The 26,138-nt window shown below is 69.1% G+C and carries 15 protein-coding genes and 1 pseudogene; 13 read left to right on the plus strand and 3 right to left on the minus strand.

From position 1 onward, the window contains the following. Positions 1–46: 46 nt before the first annotated feature. From ACMTAK_RS04120 to ACMTAK_RS04135, 4 genes and pseudogenes are all read left to right on the plus strand, one after another. Entirely contained in the window at positions 47–343 is a 297-nt protein-coding gene (locus ACMTAK_RS04120) for a sarcosine oxidase subunit delta (RefSeq protein ID WP_413804859.1), read from the plus strand. Beyond that, positions 340–3,252, plus strand: coding sequence for a sarcosine oxidase subunit alpha family protein (locus ACMTAK_RS04125; protein ID WP_413804860.1), 2,913 nt, complete (start codon positions 340–342; stop codon positions 3,250–3,252). Before ACMTAK_RS04120 ends, ACMTAK_RS04125 begins: the two co-directional genes overlap by 4 nt. Then, entirely contained in the window at positions 3,245–3,859 is a 615-nt protein-coding gene (locus tag ACMTAK_RS04130) for a sarcosine oxidase subunit gamma (RefSeq protein ID WP_413804861.1), read from the plus strand. Before ACMTAK_RS04125 ends, ACMTAK_RS04130 begins: the two co-directional genes overlap by 8 nt. 892 nt (positions 3,860–4,751) lie before the next feature. Continuing rightward, positions 4,752–5,654 (plus strand): annotated as a pseudogene (locus ACMTAK_RS04135) (non-reducing end alpha-L-arabinofuranosidase family hydrolase); the annotation flags it as partial. A gap of 416 nt (positions 5,655–6,070) precedes the next feature. On the opposite strand, the gene ACMTAK_RS04140 reads toward ACMTAK_RS04135, so the two are convergent. Beyond that, positions 6,071–6,310 (minus strand): hypothetical protein, encoded by a 240-nt coding sequence (locus tag ACMTAK_RS04140; RefSeq protein ID WP_413813274.1) that lies wholly within the window; start codon positions 6,308–6,310, stop codon positions 6,071–6,073. Between ACMTAK_RS04140 and ACMTAK_RS04145 the strand changes: the two genes are divergently transcribed. Next, complete coding sequence (locus tag ACMTAK_RS04145) at positions 6,225–7,598, plus strand: arabinofuranosidase catalytic domain-containing protein (RefSeq protein ID WP_413812791.1); 1,374 nt, start codon at positions 6,225–6,227, stop codon at positions 7,596–7,598. The genes ACMTAK_RS04140 and ACMTAK_RS04145 overlap by 86 nt on opposite strands. A 243-nt stretch (positions 7,599–7,841) precedes the next feature. Continuing rightward, positions 7,842–9,269 carry a hypothetical protein gene (locus tag ACMTAK_RS04150; protein ID WP_413804862.1) on the plus strand — a complete coding sequence of 476 codons (1,428 nt, stop codon included), beginning with the start codon at positions 7,842–7,844 and terminating at the stop codon, positions 9,267–9,269. A 160-nt stretch (positions 9,270–9,429) separates the two neighbouring features. On the opposite strand, the gene ACMTAK_RS04155 is transcribed toward ACMTAK_RS04150, so the two are convergent. Continuing rightward, positions 9,430–10,620, minus strand: a complete 1,191-nt coding sequence (locus ACMTAK_RS04155) for an IS110 family RNA-guided transposase (RefSeq protein ID WP_413812792.1) — start codon at positions 10,618–10,620, stop codon at positions 9,430–9,432. A gap of 238 nt (positions 10,621–10,858) precedes the next feature. Between ACMTAK_RS04155 and ACMTAK_RS04160 the strand changes: the two genes are divergently transcribed. Next, complete coding sequence (locus ACMTAK_RS04160) at positions 10,859–13,264, plus strand: ricin-type beta-trefoil lectin domain protein (RefSeq protein ID WP_413804863.1); 2,406 nt, start codon at positions 10,859–10,861, stop codon at positions 13,262–13,264. 64 nt (positions 13,265–13,328) lie between these two features. Further along, positions 13,329–15,311, plus strand: coding sequence for an alpha-L-fucosidase (locus ACMTAK_RS04165; protein ID WP_413804864.1), 1,983 nt, complete (start codon positions 13,329–13,331; stop codon positions 15,309–15,311). A gap of 194 nt (positions 15,312–15,505) precedes the next feature. Here ACMTAK_RS04165 and ACMTAK_RS04170 read toward each other — a convergent pair whose 3' ends face one another. Further along, positions 15,506–19,168 (minus strand): LamG-like jellyroll fold domain-containing protein, encoded by a 3,663-nt coding sequence (locus ACMTAK_RS04170; protein WP_413804865.1) that lies wholly within the window; start codon positions 19,166–19,168, stop codon positions 15,506–15,508. Between the two features lie 463 nt (positions 19,169–19,631). Between ACMTAK_RS04170 and ACMTAK_RS04175 the strand changes: the two genes are divergently transcribed. From ACMTAK_RS04175 to ACMTAK_RS04195, 5 genes are all read left to right on the plus strand, one after another. Beyond that, a complete protein-coding gene (locus ACMTAK_RS04175; protein WP_413804866.1) occupies positions 19,632–20,690 on the plus strand; it encodes a LacI family DNA-binding transcriptional regulator in 1,059 nt (352 codons plus the stop codon). A 135-nt stretch (positions 20,691–20,825) separates the two neighbouring features. Next, positions 20,826–22,073: a sugar ABC transporter substrate-binding protein gene (locus ACMTAK_RS04180; RefSeq protein ID WP_413804867.1), complete on the plus strand. Its 1,248-nt coding sequence runs from the start codon at positions 20,826–20,828 to the stop codon at positions 22,071–22,073. A 20-nt stretch (positions 22,074–22,093) separates the two neighbouring features. Next, positions 22,094–23,071 carry a carbohydrate ABC transporter permease gene (locus tag ACMTAK_RS04185; protein WP_413804868.1) on the plus strand — a complete coding sequence of 326 codons (978 nt, stop codon included), beginning with the start codon at positions 22,094–22,096 and terminating at the stop codon, positions 23,069–23,071. Further along, positions 23,068–23,916 (plus strand): carbohydrate ABC transporter permease, encoded by an 849-nt coding sequence (locus tag ACMTAK_RS04190; protein WP_413804869.1) that lies wholly within the window; start codon positions 23,068–23,070, stop codon positions 23,914–23,916. Before ACMTAK_RS04185 ends, ACMTAK_RS04190 begins: the two co-directional genes overlap by 4 nt. 50 nt (positions 23,917–23,966) lie before the next feature. Further along, positions 23,967–25,724 (plus strand): amylo-alpha-1,6-glucosidase, encoded by a 1,758-nt coding sequence (locus tag ACMTAK_RS04195; RefSeq protein ID WP_413804870.1) that lies wholly within the window; start codon positions 23,967–23,969, stop codon positions 25,722–25,724. The last annotated feature ends 414 nt before the right edge of the window (positions 25,725–26,138 follow it).

Below are 26,138 nucleotides of genomic sequence, written 5' to 3' on the forward strand. Positions count from 1 at the left end.
AGCCCCCACTGAGAGCCCGCCGAGAGCCCGCTGAGAGAAGGACACCGTGCTGCTGATCACCTGCCCATGGTGCGGTCCTCGCGACGAGGCCGAGTACCACTACGGGGGACAGGCCCATGTCCCCTACCCCGAGCGCCCCGCCGACCTCGACGACGAGCAGTGGGCCGCGTACGTCTTCTACCGGGACAACCCCAAGGGCCTCTTCGCCGAGCGGTGGACGCACAGCACCGGCTGCCGCCGCTGGTTCAACGTCCTGCGCGACACCGTCAGCTACGAGGTGCTGGCCTCCTACCGGCTCGACGCGCCCCGCCCCGAACTGCCACAGGCCGGAGGAAACCGATGACCGACCAGCCCCGCCGGCCCGACCAGCACTGTCGGCTCCGGCAGGGGGGCCGTATCGAGCGCGGCACCGTACTGCGGTTCACCGTCGACGGACGGGAGCTGACCGGGCACCCGGGCGACACCGTGGCCTCGGCGATGCTGGCGAACGGGGTCGTCGAGGTCGCCCCGTCGATCTACCGCGGCCGCCCGCGGGGCATCGTCGCCGCGGGCGTCGAGGAGCCCAACGCCCTGGTGCAGCTCGGCGGTTCATGCTCGGAGGGCATGCTTCCGGCGACGACCGTGGAGCTGTACGACGGGCTGTCCGCCACGACGCTTTCGGGGATGGGGCGGCTCGACCGCACTCCCGATCCCGCCGTGTACGACAAGAAGTACGTCCACACCGACGTCCTGGTCATCGGCGCCGGACCGGCCGGGCTCGCGGCCGCCGCCGCTGCCGCCGGCTCCGGCGCCCGGGTGATCCTCCTCGATGACCAGCCCGAGCCCGGTGGTTCGCTGCTGTCCGGGCGCGCCGAGAGGGTCGGCGCGCAGACCGCCCTCGAATGGGTCGCCGAGGTCCGCGCGGCGCTCGACGCCGCCCCGGAGGCCGTCGTCCTGTGCCGCACCACGGCGTTCGGAGCCTACGACGACAACTACGTGCTGGCCGTGCAGCGGCGCACCGATCACCTCGGAGCCGACGCGCCCGACCCCTCCGAGGGCGTCTCGCGCCAGCGGCTGTGGCACATCCGGGCCCGCCAGGTGGTCCTGGCGACCGGCGCCCACGAACGTCCGCTGGTCTTCGCCGGGAACGACCGGCCCGGGGTGATGCTCGCCGCGGCCGTGCGCTCGTACGTCAACCGGTACGCCGTGGCTCCCGGCTCGCGGGCCGTGGTGAGCACGACCAACGACAGCGCCTATGACACGGTCGCCGATCTCCACGCCGCCGGGATCGACATCGCCGCCGTCGTGGACGCCCGTCCCGAGCTGTCCCGCCGGGCCGCCGAGGTCGCCACGGCGACCGGGGCACGGGTGCTGACGGGCAGTGCGGTGGTCGGCACCGCGGGCGGCGGCCGGCTCACCGGCGTCACCGTCCAGGCCCTCGACGAGGAGGGACGACTCACCGGCCGACCGGTGTCGTTCGACTGCGACCTGCTCGCCGTGTCGGGCGGGTGGAGCCCGGTGGTGCACCTGCACAGCCAGCGCCAGGGCAAGCTGCGCTGGGAAGAGGACCTGGTCGCGTTCGTGCCCGACGGCACCGTACGGGACCAGCGGGTCGTCGGCGCGGCCCGGGGGACGTACGACCTCGACGGCTGTCTGGCCGAGGGGGCGCGGGCCGGTGCGCGGGCCGCGACGGACGCCGGGTTCCCGGTCCCCCTGCCGTCGCCGGACGAGGCCCGGCCCGGAGGCGGCCCGATCCGCGCGCTGTGGCTGGTGCCCGCCCCCGAGGGCGAGCCCGGCGGCTGGGACACCCACTTCGTCGACCTGCAACGCGATGCCACCGTCGCCGACGTCCGGCGGTCCACCGGCTCGGGCATGCGCGGTGTCGAACACGTCAAGCGCTACACCTCGCTCGGCACGGCGAACGACCAGGGCAAGACCTCCGGCGTCAACGCGATCGGTGTCATTGCCGAAGTCCTCGGCGCGGGCGCGTCACCCGGAGAGATCGGCACCACGGCCTACCGGGCGCCGTACACGCCGGTGGCCTTCGCCGCCCTCGCCGGGCGGGAGCGCGGTGAGCTGTTCGACCCGGAGCGCATGACGTCCATTCACAGCTGGCATGTCGCCCAGGGGGCCGTGTTCGAGGACGTCGGTCAGTGGAAGCGCCCCTGGTACTACCCCCGGCCCGGCGAGGACATGGACTCGGCCGTGGCCCGCGAGTGCCGCGCCGCCCGTGAGGGGGTGGCCTTCATGGATGCCTCCACCCTCGGCAAGATCGAGATCTGGGGCCGGGACGCCGGGGAGTTCCTGGGCCGCGTCTACACGAACGGCTTCAAGAAGCTGAGGCCCGGAATGGCCCGCTACGGCGTGATGTGCAAGCCGGACGGCATGATCTTCGACGACGGCGTCACGCTGCGCCTCGAGGAGAACCGCTACTTCATGACCACCACGACCGGCGGCGCCGCCGGGGTCCTGGACTGGCTGGAGGAGTGGCTGCAGACCGAGTGGCCCGAGCTCGACGTCCACTGCACCTCGGTGACCGAGCAGTGGGCGACGATCGCCGTCGTCGGCCCGCAGTCGCGCGAGGTGGTCGCCCATCTCGCCCCCGACGTCGACTTGTCGAACGAGGCCTTCCCCTTCATGGCCTTCCGCGAGACCACCCTGGCCTCCGGTATCCCGGCCCGCATCTGCCGGATCTCCTTCTCCGGCGAACTGGCCTACGAGATCAACGTCTCGGCGTGGTACGGCCTGGCGGTCTGGGAGGAGGTGTACGCGGTGGGCCGACCGTACGACATCACCCCGTACGGCACCGAGACCATGCACGTCCTGCGGGCCGAGAAGGGCTACATCATCGTCGGCCAGGACACCGACGGCACCGTCACTCCGCAGGACGCGGGCATGTCCTGGGCGATCTCCAAACAGAAGGACTTCATCGGCAAGCGCTCGTACTCCCGCCCCGACACCTCCCGCCCCGACCGCAAACACCTGGTCGGCCTGCTGCCGATCGATCGCAGCACCCGGCTGCCCGAGGGCACCCAGCTCATCGCGCCGAACGTGCCCGTCACCCCCGACGCCGGGCCGGTGCCGATGCTCGGCCATGTCACCTCCAGCTACCACAGCCAGGCGCTGGGCCGTCCGTTCGCCCTCGCCCTGGTCGCCGCCGGCCGGGACCGCGTCGGGGACACGCTCCTCGCCCCCGTCGGCGACGACCTCGTCCCCGTCCAGGTCACCGAACCCGTGCTCTACGACCCCGAAGGGACCAAACGAGATGGCTGAGCCGACCGACACGAGCCCGGTGGCGCTGCGCACCAGCCCACTGGCACATCTGGCGGACCGGATGCACGCGGCCGCCGTCACCGGCGCCCGCGGCGTCACGCTGGCCGAGCGGCCGTTCATCTCCATGGTGAACCTGCGCCTCGACCCCGCTTCCGAAGCGGCCGACCGGGTGGAGAAGACACTGGGGGCACCACTCCCGCGAGAGTGCGGCCACACAGCCGCGTCCGGCCCTCACACGGTTGTCTGGCTCGGCCCCGACGAGTGGCTCGTGCTGTCCGAAGAACCCGTCGACACCGCCGAGTTGCGGCAGGCACTCGCGGGAGACCCGGGCTCGGTCGTGGATGTCTCGGCGAACCGCACCACGCTGGAGCTGAGCGGCCCGGCCGCCCGCCAGGTGCTGGAGAAGGGCTGCCGACTGGACCTGCACCCCCGGGCCTTCGGCCCCGGCCGGGCCGTGTCGACCGCGGTGGGACCCGTCCCGGTGCTGCTCTGGCAGCTCGACGACGCGCGGACGTATCGGCTCCTCCCGCGATCCTCGTTCGCCGACCATCTGGCGCGCTGGCTCATCGACGCGATGAGCGAGTACCGCGGGCCGGAGGTGCCCTGACGAGGGCTCGGCGCGGCCGTGTCCACCGGACGTCAAGGCCTGCCAAAGGGGGAAAGCACCGCACCCTGGGGGACGCGGGCGTCTTCCATGAACTGATGGGCGGGCCCGAGTCCCGGCTCGTCCGCATGGGTGTGGTGAACCCGGAGGGGCCGGCCGAGGCGCTGACCGACCCGCGCCGCAGGCGCCGGAGGGCCAAGACACCTGCGGACGGACAGCCGAAGAGGTGGTCTGGCGCATCATCGGCCCGGTCCGGTCGAACAACACCCCGCAGTGCACCCGATCCGCCCAGTACGGGCGTCAGTTGACCGTTCGCGCCCAGGATCAGGACGCCCAGCCCGGCCATTCGATCGGCCTGACCTGCGGCGGTTCATCCATGTAGCCCTGCGCGACATTCCGGCGTTGCCCACGAATCCTGTGAGAGGTATTGACGCCGCTCACCGGTCCCCTACCATCCAGATTGCTCGATACTTCGACCCTTGTTCGGTATCACGAACAGAGCGCATCCGCTCCACTCGCACAGCAGGACACTTCCGGGCCACGCCCACCGGAACGGCCGAGTCGCAAGGAGCACGCCGCTTTGTATATGTCATGGCTCCTTCAGCCCTTCCCCCGTCGTCGCGCGACGGCGACAGCCACCGGCCGCATCCAGGGCACCACCTCCGCCGGTGTACGTGAGGTTCACCGTGCGGCGAGCTTGCACCACGACGAACCCGTCCGGACAGCCCCTGACGGGGCCGGCCGGAACCGCCTACTCAAGAATCAAGAGGTCCTCATGCGCCAAGGAAGTCTCAATCGCAAACGTCTGTCTGTGATGCTCGGCGCCTCGGCCGCGGCCCTGGCCTCGTTGGCGGCGACGCTCGTCGCCAACCCGGCTCAGGCGGCCACCAGCGCGTGTTCTCTTCCGTCGACGTACCGGTGGAGTTCGACGGGTGTGTTGGCGCAGCCGGCGAACGGCTGGGTCTCGCTGAAGGACTTCACCAATGTGGTGTACAACGGCAAGCACCTGGTCTACGCGTCGAACGTATCGGGATCGTCTTACGGCTCGATGAGGTTCAGTCCCTTCACGAACTGGACGGACATGGCGTCGGCCGGCCAGACCGGGATGGGCCAGGCCGCGGTGGCGCCCACGCTGTTCTACTTCGCACCGAAGAACATCTGGGTGCTGGCGTACCAGTGGGGTGCGTGGCCCTTCATCTACCGCACGTCGAGCGACCCCACCAACCCCAACGGCTGGTCCTCGCCGCAGCCGCTGTTCACCGGTAGCATCTCGGGCTCCAACACCGGCCCGATCGACCAGACCCTGATCGGTGACGGCCAGAACATGTACCTGTTCTTCGCCGGTGACAACGGCAAGATCTACCGAGCGAGCATGCCGCTCGGGAACTTCCCGGGCAACTTCGGCTCCTCGTACACGACGGTCATGAGCGACTCGACGAACAACCTGTTCGAGGGGGTACAGGTCTACAAGCTTCAGGACCAGAACCAGTACCTCATGATCGTTGAGGCGATGGGCGCGAAGGGACGCTACTTCCGCTCGTTCACCGCCTCCAGCCTGAGCGGTTCGTGGACCCCGCAGGCCAGCAGCGAAAGCAACCCCTTCGCGGGCAAGGCCAACAGCGGTGCCACCTGGACCAACGACATCAGCCACGGCGACCTGGTCCGCAACAACCCCGACCAGACCATGACCATCGACCCCTGCAACCTGCAGTTCCTCTACCAGGGCAAGTCCCCCTCCGCGGGCGGCCCCTACGACCAACTGCCCTGGCGGCCGGGTGTCCTTACCCTGCAGCGCTGACCTCACGCTTTCACCGGGCGGGCCGTCCGAAGCCTGACCACGAACGCGAGAAGTGCTTCCGACCTCCAACGACGGGACTTGTCGAGAGTCCTGCTGGTTGCGAGGAAAGAAGCACTTCTCCGGTGACCAAACGTATCGGGTCATACCCGCCGGATAGCCATCAAAGTCGGCGTCCGACCGCCCGCTCCAGCCGACGCAGAGCACCAACACGCTGCGCTGATCTCCGTGGCTCGTTCCAGGGACCGGAACGAGCCACGGCGGGCTGACCAGCGCAAAGGAAACATGGGATGGATCCGGTTCCGATTGAGGCAGACATGCCTATTGACACTGCGAAGGACCGGTGGAATCACTATGGGACATGGGATGTCTGAGAGTTCTCTGTGGATGCTTTCGGGTGCCCTTACCCCAAGGGAGGGTCACCCCATGACCTCATCCGGATCGTCCCCTCGCCCGAACGCACTGGCGGCGGCTCGTCGACCACGCTTACCGGCGGCCGCCGCCGTATGCGTGATGGCACTGCTGACCATGTTGCTGGCGACCGCGCCGACATGGTCGGCATCGGCGCCGGCGGTGACGGCCCCCCTGGTGAGCTCGGCGTCGGGGCGGTGTCTGGATGTCAAAGGCAACTCCGGCACGCCGGGAACGGCGTTGGACATCTGGGACTGCGACGACCAGGCGAATCAGGCGTTCGAGTTCACGTCGGCGGGTGAGCTGAGGACGATGAGCGGCACCCGGTGCGTGGACGCCCGCGACGGCCAGACGGCTCCGGGAACCCCGGTGGTCATTTGGTCGTGCGACGGGCGGCCGACCCAGGTGTGGCGGCAGAACTCCGACGGGTCCATCACCGGTGCCCAGTCCGGCTTATGCCTGGACGTCAACGGGGCGGGCACCAGCAACGGCACCGCGGTCATCCTGTGGACCTGCAATGGCCAAAGCAACCAGAAGTGGAGCACACCGACACTTCCGCCCGGGTCCGGCGGGTCCGGCCCGTGCGACATCTACTCCGCGGGCGGTACGCCGTGCGTGGCCGCGCACAGCACGGTGCGGGCGCTCTACGGTTCGTACAGCGGCGCCCTCTACCAGGTCAGGCGCTCCTCGGACAACGCGACCAGGGACATCGGCATGCTGGCGCCCGGCGGCTTCGCCGACGCGGCGGCGCAGGACTCGTTCTGCGCGGGTACCTCGTGCGTGATCACGGCGGTCTACGACCAGTCCGGCCACGGCAACGACCTGTGGTACCAGGGATCGGCCCAGGTCCCGGGCTCGAGTCAGAGCAGCCCCGCGAAGGCGGCCTCCGAGTCGCTGACCGCCGGGGGCACCAAGGCGTACTCGCTGTACATCAACCCCGGGAACAGCTACTGGCGGGACGGCCACCTGACGGGCGTGCCGACCGGTGCCGCACCCGAAGGGGCGTACATGGTGACCAGCGGCACCCACGTCAACAGCGGCTGCTGCTTCGACTACGGCAACAGTGAGACGGACAGGAAGGCCGACGCCGCCGGGGCGATGGACGCGATCAACTTCGGCACCGAGTGCTGGTTCGGCGGCTGCTCGGGAGGCGGTCCCTGGGTGCAGGCCGATCTCGAATGGGGCCTGTACTCCGGAGGCAGCCAGTCCTGGAACCCCAACCAGCGGGCTTTCCCCAGCAAGTTCGTCACCGCGATGCTCAAGAACAACGGGACGTCGAGGTTCGCCCTCAAGGGCGGCAACGCGCAATCCGGTGGCCTGACCACCTTGTGGAACGGCGGGCTTCCCAGCGGTTACAGCCCCATGAAGAAACAAGGAGCCATCGTCCTGGGAAGTGGCGGCGACTGCTGCAAGCCCGGCGGCGGGGCCAACCTGAGCGCCGGCACCTTCTACGAAGGAGCGATCGTCGCCGGCTACCCCTCCGATGCGACCGACAACGCGGTACAGGCCAACGTGACGGCGGCCGGCTACCGCTGAGCTCCTTTCATCACATCCGCGCGAGAGGTGGCGGTCCCCCGGCACGTCCGGAGAACGGCCACGAAACTGCCCCGCCGCCATGCGTGCCCCTCTCCCCGCAGCGGCCGCGCAGCCCGTGACCGTCGCTGGATCCCTCGGCGGCGGATGCTCTCCAGGAGCGCCGCACCCCGCACGCGCGGGAGGCGGCCCCCCGTCCAGCACGCGCGCCCGCAACGCAGCGGCGCCCCACCGCAGGAGGATCGGATGAGGACGAGAGCGAGACCCGGCCGTCTGGCACTGGTGGCCGGCATCGTCCTGGCACTCGTGCTGCCGCTGTCGGCGACGGACACGAGCCAGGCCGCCTCGGCCACGTCGCTGAACGTGAACCTGGCGTCGGCCCGCGGACCGTCGACCGGCGTGGGGGAAGGATTCCTCTACGGCTTCAGCGAAGACGGCAGCCGGCCGGCGGACCAGTTCATCCAGCCGCTGGGGATCAACGCCTTCCGCGGCGGCGGATGGTTCTCCGGCGGCTGGATCAGGGACGGCTACCAGTACGGCTCGGCCACCCGGGCCGACATCGACTCGATCATCGCGCAGGCGAAACGGCTCACCCGGCCGCCCTACCACGCGCAGTACCAGGTGCTCGTCAGCGACATCTATGGCGCGAACGGCGGCCAGCCGTCGAACACGAGGTATCCGTGCGACAACGGCGACTGCTCCAACTGGGTCGGCTTCATCGATTCCACCGTGGGAGCGCTACAGGCTTCGGGGCTCACGTTCTCCTACGACATCTGGAACGAGCCCGACATCTCCGCCTTCTGGACCCGGGGTGTCAACAGCGCGCAGTACTTCCAGATGTGGGACACCGCTTACCGGGAGATCCGGCGCATCGCCCCCGGAGCGCGGATCGTCGGCCCGTCACTCGCGTTCACCCCGGAGCGCAACCCGGGTGAATGGCGAACCTGGCTCGCGCACGTGAAGGCGGCCGGGACGGTGCCGGACATGATCGCCAACCACAACGAGGGCGATGTCGACGACCCGGTCACCGTCGCGCGGGCCCTGAATGGCGCCCTGACCGCGGCGGGCATCGGCCCGCTGCCGCTGTCCTCCAACGAGTATCAGCCGGCCGACCGGCAGACCGCCGGGGTGACGGCCTGGTACCTCGCCCGGTTGGCGCAGTCCGGGTACACCAACGCGATGCGCGGCAACTGGGTGTGCTGCGTCACCCCCAACCTGACCGGAGTCCTGACCCAGAGCGGGGGCAGCTGGCAGCCGACCGGCAACTGGTGGGCGCTTCGGGACTACGCCGATATGACCGGCACCCTCGTGGACACGTCCGGCCAGGTCGGTTCGATGGCGATCTCGGCCTCCGTGGACTCCTCCGCCAAGCGAGCGGTGGCGGTCATCGGCGACTCGAACGGATACACCGGCGCCGCGTCCGTGACCTTCAACGGGCTGGCGTCCCTGCCCTGGCTCGCGGACGACGGCGGCGTGCACGTCACCGTGCACCGCATCCCCGACCAGGCACCGCTCGGTGCCCCGCAGATCGTGTACGACCAGAACGTGAGCGCTTCGGGCGGCTCGATCACCGTGCCGTTCACGTTCCAGGGCTCGCACGACGCGTTCGCCGTCTATCTGACACCCGCCTCGTCGGGCGGCGGCTTCCCGGACGGCTACCACCACCTCCGCTGACCGCGGCTGAAGGGACGCCGACCCGCGAGCGACCTCCGGCAACCGTGGAGCCACGGCCCACCACGAGCAGCACGAGCACAGCACAGTCACCGCGCCCCATGGCGGACCCGGCGGCCAGGGGACGCCTCCGACCTGCGAAAGGAACTTCCCAATCGTGTTGTCAAGCTGCTCCCGTGACGGGAGGTGAAGCATGAAAGCACTCTCCGTCACGGATCATCGCCCACAGAACGTTGAGGCGTCGGCGTGCGAGGGCCAGCAGCGCCTGCTTGTGCCCCTTGCCCTCGTTCCGCTTCCGGTCGTAGTACGCCTTGGAGGCGGGGCAGCATCGAAGGCTGACCATCGCGGACAGGTACATAGTTCTCAGCAGCCCGCGGTGATAGCGCCGGGGTCTGCGCATGTTGCCGCTGACGCGGCCGGAGTCGCGGGGCCTGGGGGCCAGGCCGGCGAAGCCGGCCAGGCGGTCGGAGCTGGCGAAGGCGTCCATGTCTCCGCCGGTCGCGGCGATGAACTCTGCGGCGAGCTTGGTCCCCATGCCGGGCAGGCTACGGATCACCTCGGCGTGCGGATGCTCGCGAAACCGAGCCTCGATCAGGGCGTCGAGCTCGGCGATCTCCTCATCGAGGTCCATCACCCCGTTCGCGAGGCGGACCACCATGGCGGCGGCCAGCTTCTCGCCAGGGAGCGCGGTGTGCTGAGCCCGGGCGGCCTCCACCGCCGTCTTCGCCAGTGCGGCGGCACCTCGGACCTTGTGGTTCTTCAGCCACGTCTCGATCCGGTTCACGCCCGCACGACGGATCGCCGCCGGGGTCTGGAAGCCGGTCAGCAGCACCACCGGACCGTGGTTCGTCAGCTCCAAGGACCGCTCCAAGGCAGGGAAGATTTCCAGGAGTTGGGCACGCAGGCGGTTGATCTGGCGAGTGCGGTCGAAGACTGCGTCCAGCCGACGGGTAGTCAGGGTGCGCAGGTCGACGGCGATCTCGTCGCCGGGCCTCAGCAGGCCGAGGTCACGGCGAACGCGAGCCTGGTCGGCGATGACGAAGGCGTCCTTCGCGTCCGTCTTGCCCTCGCCGCGGTAGGTGGCAGAAGCACGGTGGACCGCCAGGCCGGTGAGGTAGGCGACCGGCTGGCCATGGCTGATCAGCAGGCCGATCAGCAGCGCGGCACCACCATGGTTGAGGTCCACCGCCCACAGCACATCCCGCGATATCTCCAGGACGTCGCCGATCAGAGCGAGGAGCTCGGCCTCGTCGTTCTGGACTCGGCGGGACAGCAGACGCTTGCCCTCCGCGTTGATCACCACCGCATGGTGATGCGTCTTGCCGATGTCCACTCCGGCCCAGATCTCGGGCACGTTCCCCTCCGCCAGCTCGTCGTATATCGATCCCACAGACGACCTCGCCGACGTTGTCCTACAGCAGCGATCAAAGTCGCATCTCCCAATTGGCGGTCGAGTCGTCGCGGGGCTCCGGGCGGCCAAGTTCCTTGAGCCATCGAACGGTCTCCACCATGCCAGCCATACCCAGAACCCCTGGGCCCTCCGATCTTACGAATGACCAGATCAGACCCACATCTGAAAGGTAGGACCCACCGTGCCAGCATTCAGACGGCTGTTCCGGCGTCTGCGCGCCTCGACGGCCGTGCTCACCGGCATCGTCCTGGCCGCCGGCGGCCTCGTCGGCACGGCTGCCGTGCCGGCCCAGGCAGCCACCTCCATCACGATCAACGGCGCGTCCGGCGGCCGCACCTTCGACGGTGTCGGCGCGATCAGCGGCGGGGGCGGCAACAGCAGACTTCTGATCGACTATCCCGAGCCCGAGCGCGGCCAGGTCCTCGACTACCTGTTCCGGCCCGGCTACGGTGCCTCCCTTCAGATCCTCAAAGCGGAGATCGGCGGCGACACCAACTCCACCTCGGGGGCCGAGCCGAGTCACCAGCACACCCGGTCCGACCTGAACTGCGACCGGGGCTATGAATGGTGGCTGATGGAGCAGGCCAAAGAGCGCAACCCGGACATCAAGCTGTACGGGCTCGCCTGGGGCGCGCCCGGCTGGATCGGCGGCGGGAACTTCTGGTCCACCGACATGATCAACTACCTGCTCTCGTGGCTGGGCTGCGCCAAGCAGCACGGGCTGACCGTCGACTACCTCGGCGGGTGGAACGAGCGAGGCTACAACGTCTCCTGGTACGAGCAGTTGCGCAGCGCGCTCAACAGCAACGGCTACGGCAGCACCAAGATCGTTGCGGCGGACTCCGACTGGGCCGTGGCGAACGACGTCAACTCCAACCCCGCGTTCGCCGCCGCGGTGGACATCATCGGCACGCACTACCCCTGCGGCTACCGGTCGTCCCAATCCAACTGCTCGGTGCCGTCGGCCGCCACATCGTCCGGCAAGCCGCTGTGGGCCAGCGAGAACGGCTCGGACGACTACAATGCGGGAGCCCCGGCCGTGGCCCGCGGCATCAACCGCGGATACATCGACGGCCGGATGACCGCGTATCTCAACTGGCCGGTGGTCGCCGCGATCACACCCAACCTGCCGTACCCCACCATGGGGCTCGCCCTGGCCGCGCAGCCGTGGTCCGGGCACTACAGGATCGGCAAGAACGCCTGGGTGATGGCGCAGACCAGCCAGTTCACCAGCCCGGGGTGGAAATACCTCGACGCCTCCAGCGGCTACATCGGCGGCAACCGGAACAACGGCAGCTACGTCTCACTGAAGTCCAAGAACAACTCCGACTACTCCACGGTCATCGAGACGATGGATGCCGGCGGCGCCCAGACGCTGAACTTCCAAGTCGCCGGAGGGCTGTCCACCGGAACCGTCCATGTCTGGTCGACCGACGTCAACTCCAACAACCCGGCCGACTACCTCGTGCACGCCACAGACATCACGCCGTCCGGCAGCGGTTTCAGCCTGACCGTGCAGCCCGGTCGGGTCTACACCGTGACCACCACGACCGGTCAGGGCAAGGGCACCGCCACCGGCCCTGCCCAGGGCACGATGAGTCTGCCGTACGGCGACTCCTTCGACAGCTACGCCACCGGCGCCGAGGCCAAGTACCTCATGGACTGGCAGGGCGCCTTCGAGGAGGTGGGCTGCGGCGGCGGTCGCGGCGGCAAGTGCGTGCGCCAGATGAGCCCGCAGAAACCGATCACCTGGGACGCGCTGTCCGATCCGCACGCCTTGCTCGGTGACGTGGGCTGGAGCAACTACACCGTCTCGTCCGACGTGATGCTCGAACAGCCCGGATACGCCGAGCTGATCGGCCGTGCAGGCGCACAGGACTACAGCAGCACCGGCGGGCTCAACGCCTACCACCTGCGGGTGAGCGACACCGGGGCCTGGTCGATCCTGAACTCCAACACAGGCGGCAACGTCTCCACCCTGGCCCGCGGCACGGCCGCGGCGCTGGGCACCAACCGCTGGCACACGCTGGCCCTCACCTTCTCGGGCACCACCATCACAGCCGTCATCGACGGTTCCACGGTCGGTTCGGTGAACGACCGCACCTGGGCCGGCGGGCAGATCGGCTATGCGACCAGCCAGAGCGAGACGGCACAGTTCGACAACCTGTCCATCACCCCCGGCAGCGGCGGAAACGGCGGCACGACCGGCGCGATCGTCGGGGTCGGCTCCGGGCGCTGCGTGGACGTGCCGAACCAGTCGCAGACGGACGGCACCCAGGTGGAGCTGTGGGACTGCAACGGCGGCAGCAACCAGCAGTGGACGAACACCCCGGACGGTGAGCTGCGGGTGTACGGCAGCGACTGCCTGGACGCCGCGGGCCAGGGCACCACCCCCGGTACCAAGGTGGACATCTGGGACTGCGACGGCGGCGGCAACCAGAAGTGGACGCTCCACGCCGACGGCACGATCACCGGTGTCCAGTCCGGCCTGTGCCTGGATGCCACCGGCGCGGGAACGGCCAACGGCACCTTGCTGCAGCTGTGGACCTGCAACGGCAGCGGCAACCAGAAGTGGACACGCGACTGATCCGGTGACCGGCCGACGATCAACGGCTACCGCACCTGCTCCGTCAATTCCCCGAGAGGCCCCCATGTCTTCCTCCTCCCTGCCGCTCAGCCGGCGCCGACTGCTGGCGTCGGCCGGCGCGGCCACGGCCTTCGGCCTGCTGCGGTTCGCCCCCGAGGCCGCCGCGACCGACGGCCCGGGAAGCTACACCGCGAGCTGGTCCTCCGTGGACCAGCACCCCCCGGCCCCGGCCTGGTTCCAGGACGCCAAGTTCGGCATCTACTACCACTGGGGCGTCTTCAGCGTTCCCGCGTTCGGGAACGAGTGGTATCCGCGCAACATGTACATCGGCGGCTCGGCCGAGAACAGACACCACATCGCCACCTACGGCGACCCCTCGGTCTGGCCGTTCAACAACTTCATCGACGGTGCCCGCGACAAGGCCGGCAACTACGTGCAGTTCGCCCCCAAACCGGTCTCCCAGGGCGGCAAGTGGGATCCGGACGCCTGGGCGCAGCTGTTCAAGGCCGCGGGCGCCAGGTTCGCCGGGCCGGTCGCGGAGCACCACGACGGCTTCTCCATGTGGAACAGCCGCTCCAACCCATGGAACTCGGTCCAGCACGGTCCCAGACTCGACCTGGTGGGTCTGCAGGCGCAGGCCATCCGCGGGCAGGGGCTGAAGTTCATGGCTTCGCTGCACCACGCCTACCACTTCAACGGCTACTACGACCACGTGCCGTCCCAGTCGGACCCGACACTCCGCGTCCTCTATGCCCAGCAGGGCTCGGCCGCGGAGAACAAGCTCTGGTACGACAAGCTGATCGAGATCATCGACGGCTACCAGCCGGATCTGGTCTGGCAGGACTTCGACCTGAACCTGGTGCAGGAGTCCTACCGGCTCGAGTTCCTCGCGCACTACTACAACCAGGCGGTCTCGTGGAACAAGGACGTGGTCGCGACCTACAAGGACGGCCTCAACAACAAGGGTGAGGTCTTCGACTTCGAGCGCGGCGGCCCGGCAGGGCTGCTCACCCCCTACTGGCTGACCGACGACAGCATCTCCTCCTCCAGCTGGTGCTACACGGAGGGCATCGGCTACTACTCGACGCAGGCACTGCTGCACTCGCTGATCGACCGGGTCAGCAAGGGCGGCAGCATGCTGCTGAACATCGCCCCGATGTCCGACGGCACCATCCCCTCCGGGCAGCGGTCCATCCTGCTCGCCATGGGCGACTGGCTCGGCCGCTTCGGAGAGGCGGTCTACTCCACCCGCTCCTGGACCAGTTACGGCGAGGGTCCCACCAAGATGGGCGGCGGCTCGTTCAGCGGACCGGTGGCCGGCAAACCGCAGGACGTCCGGTTCACCCGCAGCCGGGACAACAAGGTCCTCTACGCCACCGCGCTGGGCTGGCAGGGCGGCACCATGACCATCACGACACTGAACTCGAACCAGATCAACCTCAGCAGCCTGACCGGCGCCAAACTGCTGAACAACACCGCCGGCGCCTACATCGACCTGCCCGCACCGGTGCAGGACGCCTCCGGCCTGCACCTCACCATGCCCTCGTCCAACCCACCGTTCAGCGCCCTGGCGTACACGGTCAAGCTCACCTTCTCCGGTGAGATCCCCGTCCTGGGCGCGCCGGGCGGCTCGACGACCTGGGTGAAGATCGCCAACGTGACCAGCGGACTGGCGCTCGACAGCGGGGGCGACGTCGCCTCCGGATCCAACCTCAAGCAGTGGAACTACGACGGGAGCACCAACCTGCAGTGGCAGCTGATCGACCTCGGCAACGGCTACTACCGCATCATGAACCGCACCAACGGCATGGCCGCCGACAGCTGGGGCAACTCCGCCAACGGCGCTCCCGCCCGCCAGGAGGTCTGGAACGGCGGCAACAACCAGCAGTGGTCGCTCAGCAGCGTCGGCGGTGACCGCTACCAGATCGTCAATCGGGGCACCGGTACCGCCCTTGACGGCAGTGGCAGCACCACGGCCGGTTCGACCACGGTGATGTGGACTCCGAACTCCAGCACCAACAACGAATGGACCATCACCGGCGTCTGAACCGTCCCACAGGCAGTGCGGCCCGCGCCGCGGCGGACGCCGAGGTACCCGGCGTACCGGGGATCGTGTCTCTTGAGTCCGGCACCGTGCCGGCGGTTGAGAGGATCTTCCGCCACCAGAGCCGAGCCGCACTGCCGCCACAAAGGCAGCCACCTCGCGTACCGCGCGGGCCGATTACACCTGTGCTGATCACCTCAACGCGCCTCCCGCGCGTACGGCGCGACGGTGATCCGGTCGATCAGCGGGGCATAGCGGGAGCGGAGCAGCACCCCGGGGAAGGTGTCCGAGGCGTAGGTGGTGCCGTCGAAGTTCGGCAGTTCCCCGGAGCGGAAGGTGATCGGGTTCGGCCCCTTCCTGAGGTGGACGGGGACGGTCAGCTCCCAGAAGTTGTCCTGGTGGAAGGTGTGGGGGAAGCTGACGCGCCGCATCTCGTCGCCGCCCACGGTGATGTCGGCGTGGCGTGCGAGCGGGTCCGGGTTGTAGTGGGTGGCTTCGGACTGCTCGGGGTTGGAGTAACGGATGCGCAGCGCGTACAGACCGGCCTTGTCCGCGGCGACCGTGAACGTCGCCGTGTTGCCGTTGCCCGGATCGCCCCCTATGCCGGTGATCGCTGTGCCGTCGGTGGCCAGGGGCAGCGAGGTCAGCGTGGCCGAGCCCGCGAGCTTGGCGTCCCGCGCCTCGTACGTACGCGCCTTCAGCCTGCCGGCGCCGGGTGTGACGGTAAGGCGGTCGACGAGAGTGGTGGACGAACCGCCGGTCACCGTCACCTTGTTGACGCCACCCGAGAGGGAGACGGCCACGCTGCCGTTGCCCTTGCCCAGGCGCAGGACCTCGTGCCCGTTGACGGAGAGCCGCGCGTCCGCGCCGCCGAGGGTGTCGACTCCGAGGGTGGCCTCACGGTCGGCGGGCGAGTAGACCCAGAAGGTGGCGGTCTGATCCTTGGCGAGCCGGACCGCCCCCGAGCCGGTGGCAGGGGTTTCGGCCTGCCTGGGCACGTTGTACACGGGCTGTGCCCCGCCGGCTGTCCAGGCCAGCTCGCCCTCGTACACCTGGGTGGCGGCCGAAGTTCCGGGGAGGGAGAGGGTGAGGCGGTCGACGATGGCGTCGCCCTTGGTGGCGCGCGTACCGTCGGCGCTCTTCGCGGCAAGTGTGAGGGTGTGCTTGCCCTTGGTGAGACGTACCTTGGTGTCGGCGTGGTCCCATACCACCCATTTGTAGCCGAGCGGGAGGTACAGTTCCCGCTCGCCGTCCGCCTCGCCGTCCACGCGCAGGAAGACGTTGGTGGGGCCCTGTTCCCTCACCTTGTCGAAGGTGTTGAGGGAGTTGGCGAAGACGCTCAGGTCGTAAGTGCCGTCCTCGGGGACGTCCACGGTGAAATCGAGCGTGACGTCCGAGCCGGTGCGCAGGCCACCGACGTCGTAGCCGCCGGAGGTGTAGAACTTCGACACGTCGCGCGGCGAGCCCTCCGGGCCGTTCCTGGAGTAGCCGGACCCGGTGTGAGCGGCGTCCTCCGCCTCGTACGACGCCTGCCAGCGCACGGGCGGGGACTGCCTGCCCTTCGCCTTCCCGGCCGGGCTGAGGACGATCTCGTACGCCGAGGACTCCTTCAGCTTCGGCAGCTCGCCGTCACCGAAATCGACGACGACCGTGCCGTCGTCACCGACCTTCAGGTCCCGCTCGCCGAGGAGCTTCGGGCCGGAGGAATCGCCCACCTGACCGCTCCACTCGATCTCCCGCACCCAGGCGTGCACACGGTCCCCGAAGACCCCCTTCGGGACGCCCGCGAAGGCGATGTGGCCCTCGCCGGTGGACCCGCCGAAGAGCAGCCGGGCCTGCCGCTTGTCCTCATCCAGCGTGGCGACGCCCTGCATGGTGTAGTTCTCGCCGGGGAAGGGCGGGCTCACCCTCACGGTGTGTCCGCTCATCGAGGCGTACGAGTGCAGCAGCCACCACTGACCGTTTCCCCGATTGGACTGTACCGCGGAGTCGGAGAGGTTGCCGTCGATGTTCCAGTACGCGATGTCGGCGTCCACCTTGGACTCCTCGATCGCGGACACCCACTGGATCATCTGGCCGGGGACGGAGGTGTGGTAGTTGAAGGCGTACTCGTTGATGTTGACCGGGAGCCGGGTGCCCTCCTTGTCGGTGTCCTGGAACAGCTCCTTCTCCCACGTCCGGTACCTGGTGACGCTCTCGCGGACCGCCTCGGGGTGGCTGAGTTCGTGCCAGGTGACCACGTCGGGGAGGGTGCCGGCGGTCAGGGTATGGGTGAGGAAGCCCTTCACCTGGTCGTACAGGACGCTGGTGTTGGGGCCGGCGACGCGGGCACCGGGCATCTTGCCCTTGATGAGCTTGTAGACGTCGTCCCAGGCGGCGAAGAAGTCGTCCGGGTCGCTCAGCCAGCTGACCTTGTTGTAGCTCCACTCGCCGGTGCCGAACATGTTTCCCTCCGGCTCGTTGAACGGCACGAAGACGAGGTGGTCCCGGTACTCCTTCGGCAGTTTCAGCGCCTGGTCGACCTGGTCGGCGAGCTTCTCCTTGTAGAGCCCGAGCTTCCGCTCGGGGGTGTCGCCCGGCCACTCGTAGGGGAAGCCGCGGTGGATGTCGGTCATGTAGACGTACACGTCGCCGCCGGTGGAGTCGGCCAGCGGTCTGACCACCTCCAGCGCGTCGGCACCGGGGTGCTGCGGGCCGTCCTGCGCCTTTGTGGAGACGGTGCGCAGGCCCATACCCTCGATGAGGTTGTTGGTGGGGACGTCCGGTCCGTACACGCCGTAGAGGGTGCCGGATGCTCCGCCGTGGAACGTGCCGGTGTCCGAGCCGAGGTCGACATCGAGCTGTCCCTCACGGACCACCGTGACGGCCGCCTTCACGGCGCGCCCGGCAGCCGTTCCCGCGACCGTGAACGTGCCCGGCCGGGCGTACTTCTCGGGCCGTACGGCGTCCCAGGCGATCGGCGTGCCGCGGTCGTAGCCGTCGGAGAAGGAGGAGCGGACGACCGCGGGGAGGGTCGGGGCCGCCCCGGTCGCCGTACGGACGTCGAAGCCAGTCCGCGAGAGCCGCTGGAGCGTGGGCACCTTCCCGACCGTACCGGTCACCTGATGGGCGCTGAGCGCCGCGTGCCACACGGTGAAGTCGTCGATCGCGCCCTTGAACAGCGAGTACGGGGCGAAGGACTTGCCGATGTAACCGGCGGCCGTGGCGGAATCGTCCAGCAGATCGCCGGCCCTCACCGTCGTCTCGGCCGAGGAGACCGCCACGCCGTCGAGGTAGGTGGTGACCCGGCCCGCTGAGGCGTCGAGGGTGACGGTAACGGTCCGCCACTCGTCCGCGGGAAGCATCGCGTAGCCGCGGACCTGTGTCTCCGCGTCCGTGCCCCCTGTGGTCAGGGAAGTCTGCAGCCGCCCGCTGGTGCCGTGGGGGGTGGTGAAGAGGTGCTTGGCGGTGTTGGTGCCCAGGTCGAAGATGGGCGGCCAGGACGACGTGTCACCGCTCCACTTCACCCGGGCGGAGATCGTCAAACCGGTCGCACCGTCCAGCACTTCGCGGGGCAGGCGCACGTACGCACCGCTCGAGGTGGGTGCCCCGCCGGGCAGGGCCAGTGCCTTGCCGCCGTCCGTGCCCGCGACCGACTGCGCGGTGGAACCGTCCACCAGGGTCGCCGTCAGGCCGTTGCCGGAACTGTCGGCGATCCTTCCGGAGGCGAGGTCGCTCTCGTCGAAGGTGTAGTGAGCGGCGGGACGGGGCGCGCCGGCCGCCTGTGCGGGGGCGGCTGGTGCGGCCAGCAGGCCCGCGCCGAGGGCCAGCGCCATGGCAGCCGGGGCCCGGCGCCGCGCTGATCTGTCAGCGGATGGCATGGACTGCGTCCTCATTCCTTGAGTAACAGGTTCCGTCGGTCCACCTCGGCCAGCCGCTCGTCCACGTGCCGTCTCCGGTGAGAGATCCGAGACGGCGGGTGTCGAACCGGTTCGTTCATACGAGCCACACGAGGTTCGGGACCTGGCGAGTGGCGGGGATCGCGGCCCCGCGCTTCAGGTCGGGTTCACTGTTGCCGGAAGGATCGCTTCATCGAACTGGTTCGGCGAAGCTAGCACCGGGGCACCCCACCAGCAATCCCTCCAGCACAAGCATTTCCCGGTCCGCTGCCGGGTCGCGGCGGCATGGCCGAGGGTGTTGACAGGCGTTGAGATGGTTCCTACGTTCACTTTGACGCGAACCGGTTCGACGACCGGCCGTCGCGCCTGATTCCCTGACCCAACCTCACGACCGGCGGGTGTTCCTTGCTTCGGGATGCCGAACCGGTTCGAGCTAGGAGCCGCCGTGAACATCGGTGAGATCGCCCGGCGGGCCGGTGTCTCGCGGAGCACTGTGTCCTACGCGCTGAGCGGCAACCGCCCGGTCTCGGACGACACACGCAAGAAGATCCAGCAGGTTGTCGATGAGCTGGGCTACCGGCCCAGCGCCAGCGCCCGCGCCCTGGCCAACGGGCGGACCAGGACCCTCGGCCTGGTCTTCCCGCCGGCCGGGAACCATTACACGGGGATGCAGCTGGACTTCATCGGCAGCGTGGTGGAGGCCGCCGCGGCTCACGACTACGACGTCCTGCTGTCGCCCAGTGGCGTGGACAGCGACCGTTCTTTCCAGCGATTGCTGGGGGAACGGCGGGTCGACGGCGCGATCCTGATGGAGATCAGGCTGGCGGACGACCGGGTGGACCATCTGGCCGCCCTTGGCTTCCCCTCCGTCACCATCGGCCGTACCGCTCGTCCCGAAGGCGGGTGGTGGGTGGGCCTGGATCACACCGCGCTGGTGAAGGCGTGCGTCCGGCATCTGGCGGATCTAGGTCACCACCGAGTCGCCTTCGTCAACCGCCCCGAGCAGCTGTTGCGGGCCGGCTACGAATCCGCGCACCGTGGCCTTGAGGGTTTCACGAAGGCCGCTGCCGAACGCGGGCTGACGGTGCGGACGTACGCTTGCGGGGACGACGCCACCTCGGGTCAGACCTGTGTGCAACGGATCCTGCACGACGACCCGGCCACCACGGCCCTGGTCACGCTGAACGAGGCCGCGCTGGGCGGCCTCTACCGGGGACTGGCCCAGGCCGACCGTCATGTGCCGCGCGATTTCTCCGTCACCGGGGTCGTGGCCGGCCGCTGGGCGGAGACGGTGACCCCACAGCTCACCGCGGCGGACGTGCCGGCGGCCGAGATGGGCCGTCTCGCCGTCGACCTGCTGGTGGAGCGGCTCGACCATCCCGACGCGGCACCCCGGCAGCATCTCCTCGCGCCGCCGATTTCGCTGCGGGCCAGCACCGGGCCCGCGGGAGCCCCGCCAGGGGCCACGCCCACCGCGGACGCCGTGCCCCGTACGGCGTTCTGATCACACGCACGGGACCCCCTGTCCTCCTTCCTCACCCGGCCGGATTCCCGAACCGCGCGTCAGCGCCGTCCGGTGTGCGCGCCCCGGCCACCCGTTGCCCTCGGCACCCGCATGCCAGAAACAAAGGAACCCGCGATGAACAGCTTCTCCGGACAGCGCCGTCTGACCGTCGCAGTCCTGACCGCTCTGGCTCTCGCCACCAGTGCCACCGCCTGCGGCTCCGGCCTGGGCGGCACCGGGACAAAGGCGGCGGTCAGCGGCACCTACACCATCTGGGACCCGTACCCCCAATTCGCCGGGGACTCGGCCTGGAAGAAGCTGCTGGACGGCTGCGGCGGCAAGGCCGGTGTGAAGATCAAGCGGACCGCTTTCGACACCAGCGACCTGTCGAACAAAGTGCTCCTGGCGGCCCAGCAGGACAACTCTCCGGACGTGCTCATCGTGGACAACCCCGTGGTGCCGACCTTGGCGGAGGCCGGCGTTCTCACTACCACCGACGACAACAAGCTGGACACTTCCAAGGTCGACCCCAACCTGCTCGGGGCCGGCCGGTCGGGCGGAAAGACCTACGGAACACCGGTCGGGGTCAACACCCTCGCCCTCTATTACAACAAGGACATCCTCAAGACCGCAGGCGTGGACATCGCCTCGGTCAGGGACTGGACGTCGCTGACGGCGGCACTCGCGAAGGTGAAGCAGGCCGGGAAGAAGGGCATCACCTTCTCCGCGATCGGCACCGAGGAGGGAAGCTTCCAGTTCCTGCCCTGGTTCTGGGGTTCGGGCGCGAAGTTGACCCGACTCGACTCTCCCCAGGGCGTGGCGGCGCTGTCCCTGTGGACCGACTGGCTGAAGCAGGGCCACGCCCCCAACTCGGTGATCAACAACACCCAGACCACCAGCTGGCAGGAGTTCGCGAGCGGCGACTACGCGTTCGCCGAGAACGGCACCTGGCAGCTGGCCAACGCGGAGAAGGCCGGCTTCGACTACGGCGTCCTGCCCGTCCCCGGCGCCGATGGTGGCACCGCCGCGGCGCCGACCGGCGGCGAATTCGTCACCGTTCCCGTCCAGAGCGACACCGACCGCTACACCACGACGCGGAAGCTGGTCTCCTGCCTGACCGGCGCCGCGAACCTCTACACCACCGACACCACCCTGTCCTACCTGGCACCCACCAGCGAGGTGCGGGACAAGCAGGTGGCGGCCGACGCCAAGTTCAAGCCCTGGGCGGAGGCGGTCAAGGCGGCCAAGGGCCGCACCAGTGGCGATCTCGGCACCAAGTACCCCAAGATCTCCGAGCAGATGTGGAAGGCGATCCAGTCCGCCCTCAGCGGAGCCAAGTCCCCGAAGGACGCGCTCACCGCCGCGCAGCGCGCGTCCAACTAACCGTGATCCAGGGGCTGCTGATGAGCCATATGACACACCTGCCGGACCGTCGGGCCGTGCCCGACCGGGACGAGGCGGCCGGCGCCGCCCCGGACCGTACGACACCACGCCGGCGCGCCCACTCACAGCACTGGACCGCCTGGGCCTTTCTCGCCCCGGCGACCCTCTACCTCCTCCTCTTCTACGCTTATCCGCTCTACCGCAATCTCGACCTGAGCCTGCGCGACTACACCGTCCGTTCCTTCGTCGAGGGCGACGCGCCCTTCACCGGTCTCGCCAACTACCAGACCGTGTTCGACGACCCGACGTTCGCACCGGCGCTCGCCCAGACCACGGTGTTCGCCGCTGCCTGCCTGCTCTTCCAGTACGCCATCGGCCTGGCCCTCGCGGTCTTCTTCAACCAGCACTTCCGGCTCTCCGCGACCCTGCGCGCCCTGTTCCTCGTGCCGTGGCTGCTGCCGCTGATCGTGTCGGCCTCCACCTGGTCGTGGATGCTCAACAGTGACTCGGGCATCGTCAACGCCGCCCTGAACGCGGTCGGCATCGACTCCGTGAACTGGCTGACCTCCCCGTCCTGGTCGCTCACCTCAGTGATCATCGCGAACATCTGGATCGGCGTCCCGTTCAACCTCGTCGTGCTCTACAGCGGGCTGCAGTCGATCCCCTCCAGCCTGTACGAGGCCGCCGCCCTCGACGGCGCCGGCGCCTGGCGACGCTTCCGGAGCATCACCCTCCCGCTCCTGCGCCCGGTGTCCGCCATCACCCTCCTGCTGGGCCTGATCTACACGCTCAAGGTCTTCGACATCATCTGGATCATGACCAAGGGTGGCCCGGCGGACTCGTCCACCACCTTCGCCACCTGGTCCTACCGGCTCGGCTTCGGCAACCTGCTGCCCGCCTTCGGTCCCGGCGCGGCCGTCGGCAACCTGCTCGTGCTCGCCGCTCTCGTGTTCGGCCTGATGCACCTGAGGGTCCAGCGAAAGCAGTACGCCTCATGAAAACCATCACGACCCCATCCCGCCCGCGCCGGACACGCACCACTTGGTGGAAGACGGCCACGGGCCTCCTGCTCACCGGAGTCATGCTCTTTCCGGTCTACTGGATGCTGAACGTGTCCTTCACCCGTGACCAGGACATGCGCAAAGGGCCTCCGGACCTGTTCCCCGCGCACGGCACGCTGAGGGGCTACCGGGCCGTCCTGGATCAGCAGCTGCCCTATCTCGGCACCAGCCTGGTCATCGGCCTGGGCACCGTCGTCCTCACCGTGGCCCTGGCCGCTCCCGCAGGCTACGCGCTCGCCAAACTACGCCCGCGCGGCGGCAGTGTGCTCAGCTTCCTCTTCCTGGTCGCCCAGATGATCCCCGGCATCGTCATGGCGATGGGCTTCTACGCCATCTACCTCAGCCTCGGCTTGCTCCAGTCGGTGCCCGGCCTGATCCTGGCGGACTCCACCCTGGCCGTCCCGTTCGCGGTCCTGATCCTCACCGCGTTCATGTCCGGCATTCCCGAGGAACTGCTCCAGGCCGCAAAGACCGATGGAGCCGGCCCGCTGCGCACCTTCCGGTCGATCGTCCTGCCCATGAGCCGCAACGCCGTCGTCACCGTATCGCTGTTCGCCTTCCTGTGGTCCTGGTCCGACTTCATCTTCGCCAGCACCCTCGCGGGCGGCGGCACCCACGAGCCGATCACCCTCGGCATCTACCACTACATCGGGAACAACAACCAGGAGTGGAACGCCATCATGGCCACCGCCGTCGTGGCTTCGCTGCCGGCGACGGTCATCCTCGTCCTCGCCCAGCGTTACATCGCCGCCGGCGTGACCGCCGGCGCGATGAAGGACTGACCCCGCGCCGATCGCCGGTGACCCCTGCTGAAGAATCGAGTAACCCCCTCATGACCGCCGCCCGATCCGGCCCGGCCTTCTCCATCCACGACATTCCGTTCAGCACCCGCGGCTCCTGGTTCGGCATCTCCTACGTACTCGCGCAGAACGAGCGTGCCGAAGACCTCCACCTCGTGTCGCACCGGAACGGCATGCAGGCCGTCCTGCGGCTCCTTCCCTTCGACCCGGCAACGGGCCACCGGGCCGTCACCCGTGTCGAGACGACGCCCGGCCTGCTCCGCTGGACCCAACGCCAGGGCACGATCGACTGCTCCTACGAAACACCGGACACCATCCGCCTGCGCGGCCAAGGACTCGGCCTGCGCATCACCGCGGCCGCAGCGACCCTGACCCCCTTCACGGGCGCCTATTTCTACCGCGACCCGGTGGACGGAGCGTACGTGTTCACGTCGTACGAGACCGGGCGCCGGTACCGGATCACCGAGCTGTCCGGCGTCGGCGCCGAAGTCTCCGGCAGCCAGACTCTGGGCAGCGGCGACCGCGGCCTCGCGATCAGCGCGCAGGCCGGCGGAGTCTGGGAGGCCGCCGTCGAGGAAATCGACAGCGCACGCCGCCCTTACGTCTCCTCGACTAGGTTTCCGCAGGTCGTGGCCGCCGCGGAGCACGCCTTCGCCACCTTCACCGACACGATTGCCCCCTGGCGCTCGTCCCGCACCCCGGCCGCCGAGCTCGCCGCATACGTCCTGTGGTCGGCGACCGTCGCCCCGGCGGGCCTCGTCACCCGGCCCGCCGTGCTGATGTCCAAGCACTGGATGGACAAGGTCTGGAGCTGGGACCACTGCTTCAACGCCCTCGCCCTGGCGCCCGGGGCGCCCGAACTGGCCTGGGACCAGTTCTTGCTGCCGTTCGACCACCAGGACGAGAGCGGGGCGCTGCCCGACTCGGTGACCCACTCGGAGGTCCTCTACAACTTCGTCAAACCACCCGTACACGGCTGGGCCCTGGCCAAGCTGCGCCGACGGCTGCCCGAACCGCCGGGCCGCGCGGAACTCACCGAGGTCTACCGCAGGCTGGAACGCTGGACGAAGTTCTGGCTCACCGCGCGCCGCGCACCACACGCCGCTCTGCCCCACTACCAGCACGGCAATGACAGCGGCTGGGACAACGCCACGACCTTCGATCCGGAGCGCGTGGTCGTCACCGCGGACCTGGCCGCGTTCCTCACGCTCCAGCTCCGCGAACTCGCCGCTACAGCTGGCGAGTTGGGTCTTCCCGACGAGGCCCGCCGCTGGAGCCGAACCGCCGGCGCGACCCAGGCCGCGATGCTCGACGAGCTGTGGACAAGGGAACGGTTCGTGGCCCGCGGTGTCGACAGCTCGAAGACCTGGCATACCTCCAGTCTGCTCGACCTGATGCCCATCGCCCTGGGCGAGCACCTCCCCGGGCACGTCGGCAAAACCCTGACCACCCGGATCGAGGCCCACCTGACTCCGTACGGACTCGCCACCGAACTGCCCAGCTCGCCGCACTACCGCCCGGACGGCTACTGGCGCGGTCCGATCTGGGCGCCCACCACCGTCCTCATCGAGGACGGACTGCGCCGCGCCGGACACAGCCGCTTCGCCGACGAGATCAGCGCCCGATTCCGGCGACTGTGCGAAACCCACGGCTTCGCCGAGAACTTCGACGCACTCACCGGGATGGGCCTGCGTGACCGCGCCTACACCTGGACCGCCAGCAGCTACCTCCTTCTCGCCGAGGCCCACGAACTCCGCCACCTCGCAACCACGTCACGGACCGGAGCGTAAGACCCTGCGCACCGCGCGCTTCGCCTCCTCGCGGCGGATGCGACAGGCGCGGGGAGCCGGGCGCCCCCGGCGGTGCGGCCAATCCGCGCGCTGAGGCACACCCACGTCAGTTCACGGAAGCAGAGAACGAGTTCACTGCGAGACCTGCCCCCTCGATGCGCACCCCGCACCGGCCGGTGCACACCCGATGCGCTCACGATCGTGTAGTGCGCACCGTGGATGGCGGTGGTGCGCATTGAGTGCGCGCCACCGCATCGTGCACCACGCCGGGTGCACGCCGCAGGCGGGCGGGCTCGCCTTGTAGGTGCGTCGGTCGACGCGCGGGCTCTTGTACGCGCAGCCGCTTCGTCCGTGGCCTGGCAGGCGGCGTCCAGCTGTTGGAGCTGGGCCAGGAGCTGGTGGCCGAATGCGTCC

This window comes from Streptomyces lacaronensis (assembly GCF_047337785.1).
In the GTDB taxonomy this organism is placed as follows: Bacteria; Actinomycetota; Actinomycetes; order Streptomycetales; family Streptomycetaceae; genus Streptomyces; species Streptomyces lycopersici.

What these genes read in the sequence shown, in the direction of transcription:
- ACMTAK_RS04130 (WP_413804861.1), top strand. Translation starts at nt 3,245, where the DNA reads ATGGCTGAGCCGACCGACACGAGCCCGGTGGCGCTGCGCACCAGCCCA.
- ACMTAK_RS04190 (WP_413804869.1), top strand. Translation starts at nt 23,068, where the DNA reads ATGAAAACCATCACGACCCCATCCCGCCCGCGCCGGACACGCACCACT.
- ACMTAK_RS04180 (WP_413804867.1), top strand. Translation starts at nt 20,826, where the DNA reads ATGAACAGCTTCTCCGGACAGCGCCGTCTGACCGTCGCAGTCCTGACC.
- ACMTAK_RS04150 (WP_413804862.1), top strand. Translation starts at nt 7,842, where the DNA reads ATGAGGACGAGAGCGAGACCCGGCCGTCTGGCACTGGTGGCCGGCATC.
- ACMTAK_RS04140 (WP_413813274.1), bottom strand. Translation starts at nt 6,310, where the DNA reads ATGTCCAACGCCGTTCCCGGCGTGCCGGAGTTGCCTTTGACATCCAGA.
- ACMTAK_RS04165 (WP_413804864.1), top strand. Translation starts at nt 13,329, where the DNA reads ATGTCTTCCTCCTCCCTGCCGCTCAGCCGGCGCCGACTGCTGGCGTCG.
- ACMTAK_RS04195 (WP_413804870.1), top strand. Translation starts at nt 23,967, where the DNA reads ATGACCGCCGCCCGATCCGGCCCGGCCTTCTCCATCCACGACATTCCG.
- ACMTAK_RS04125 (WP_413804860.1), top strand. Translation starts at nt 340, where the DNA reads ATGACCGACCAGCCCCGCCGGCCCGACCAGCACTGTCGGCTCCGGCAG.
- ACMTAK_RS04185 (WP_413804868.1), top strand. Translation starts at nt 22,094, where the DNA reads ATGAGCCATATGACACACCTGCCGGACCGTCGGGCCGTGCCCGACCGG.
- ACMTAK_RS04170 (WP_413804865.1), bottom strand. Translation starts at nt 19,168, where the DNA reads ATGCCATCCGCTGACAGATCAGCGCGGCGCCGGGCCCCGGCTGCCATG.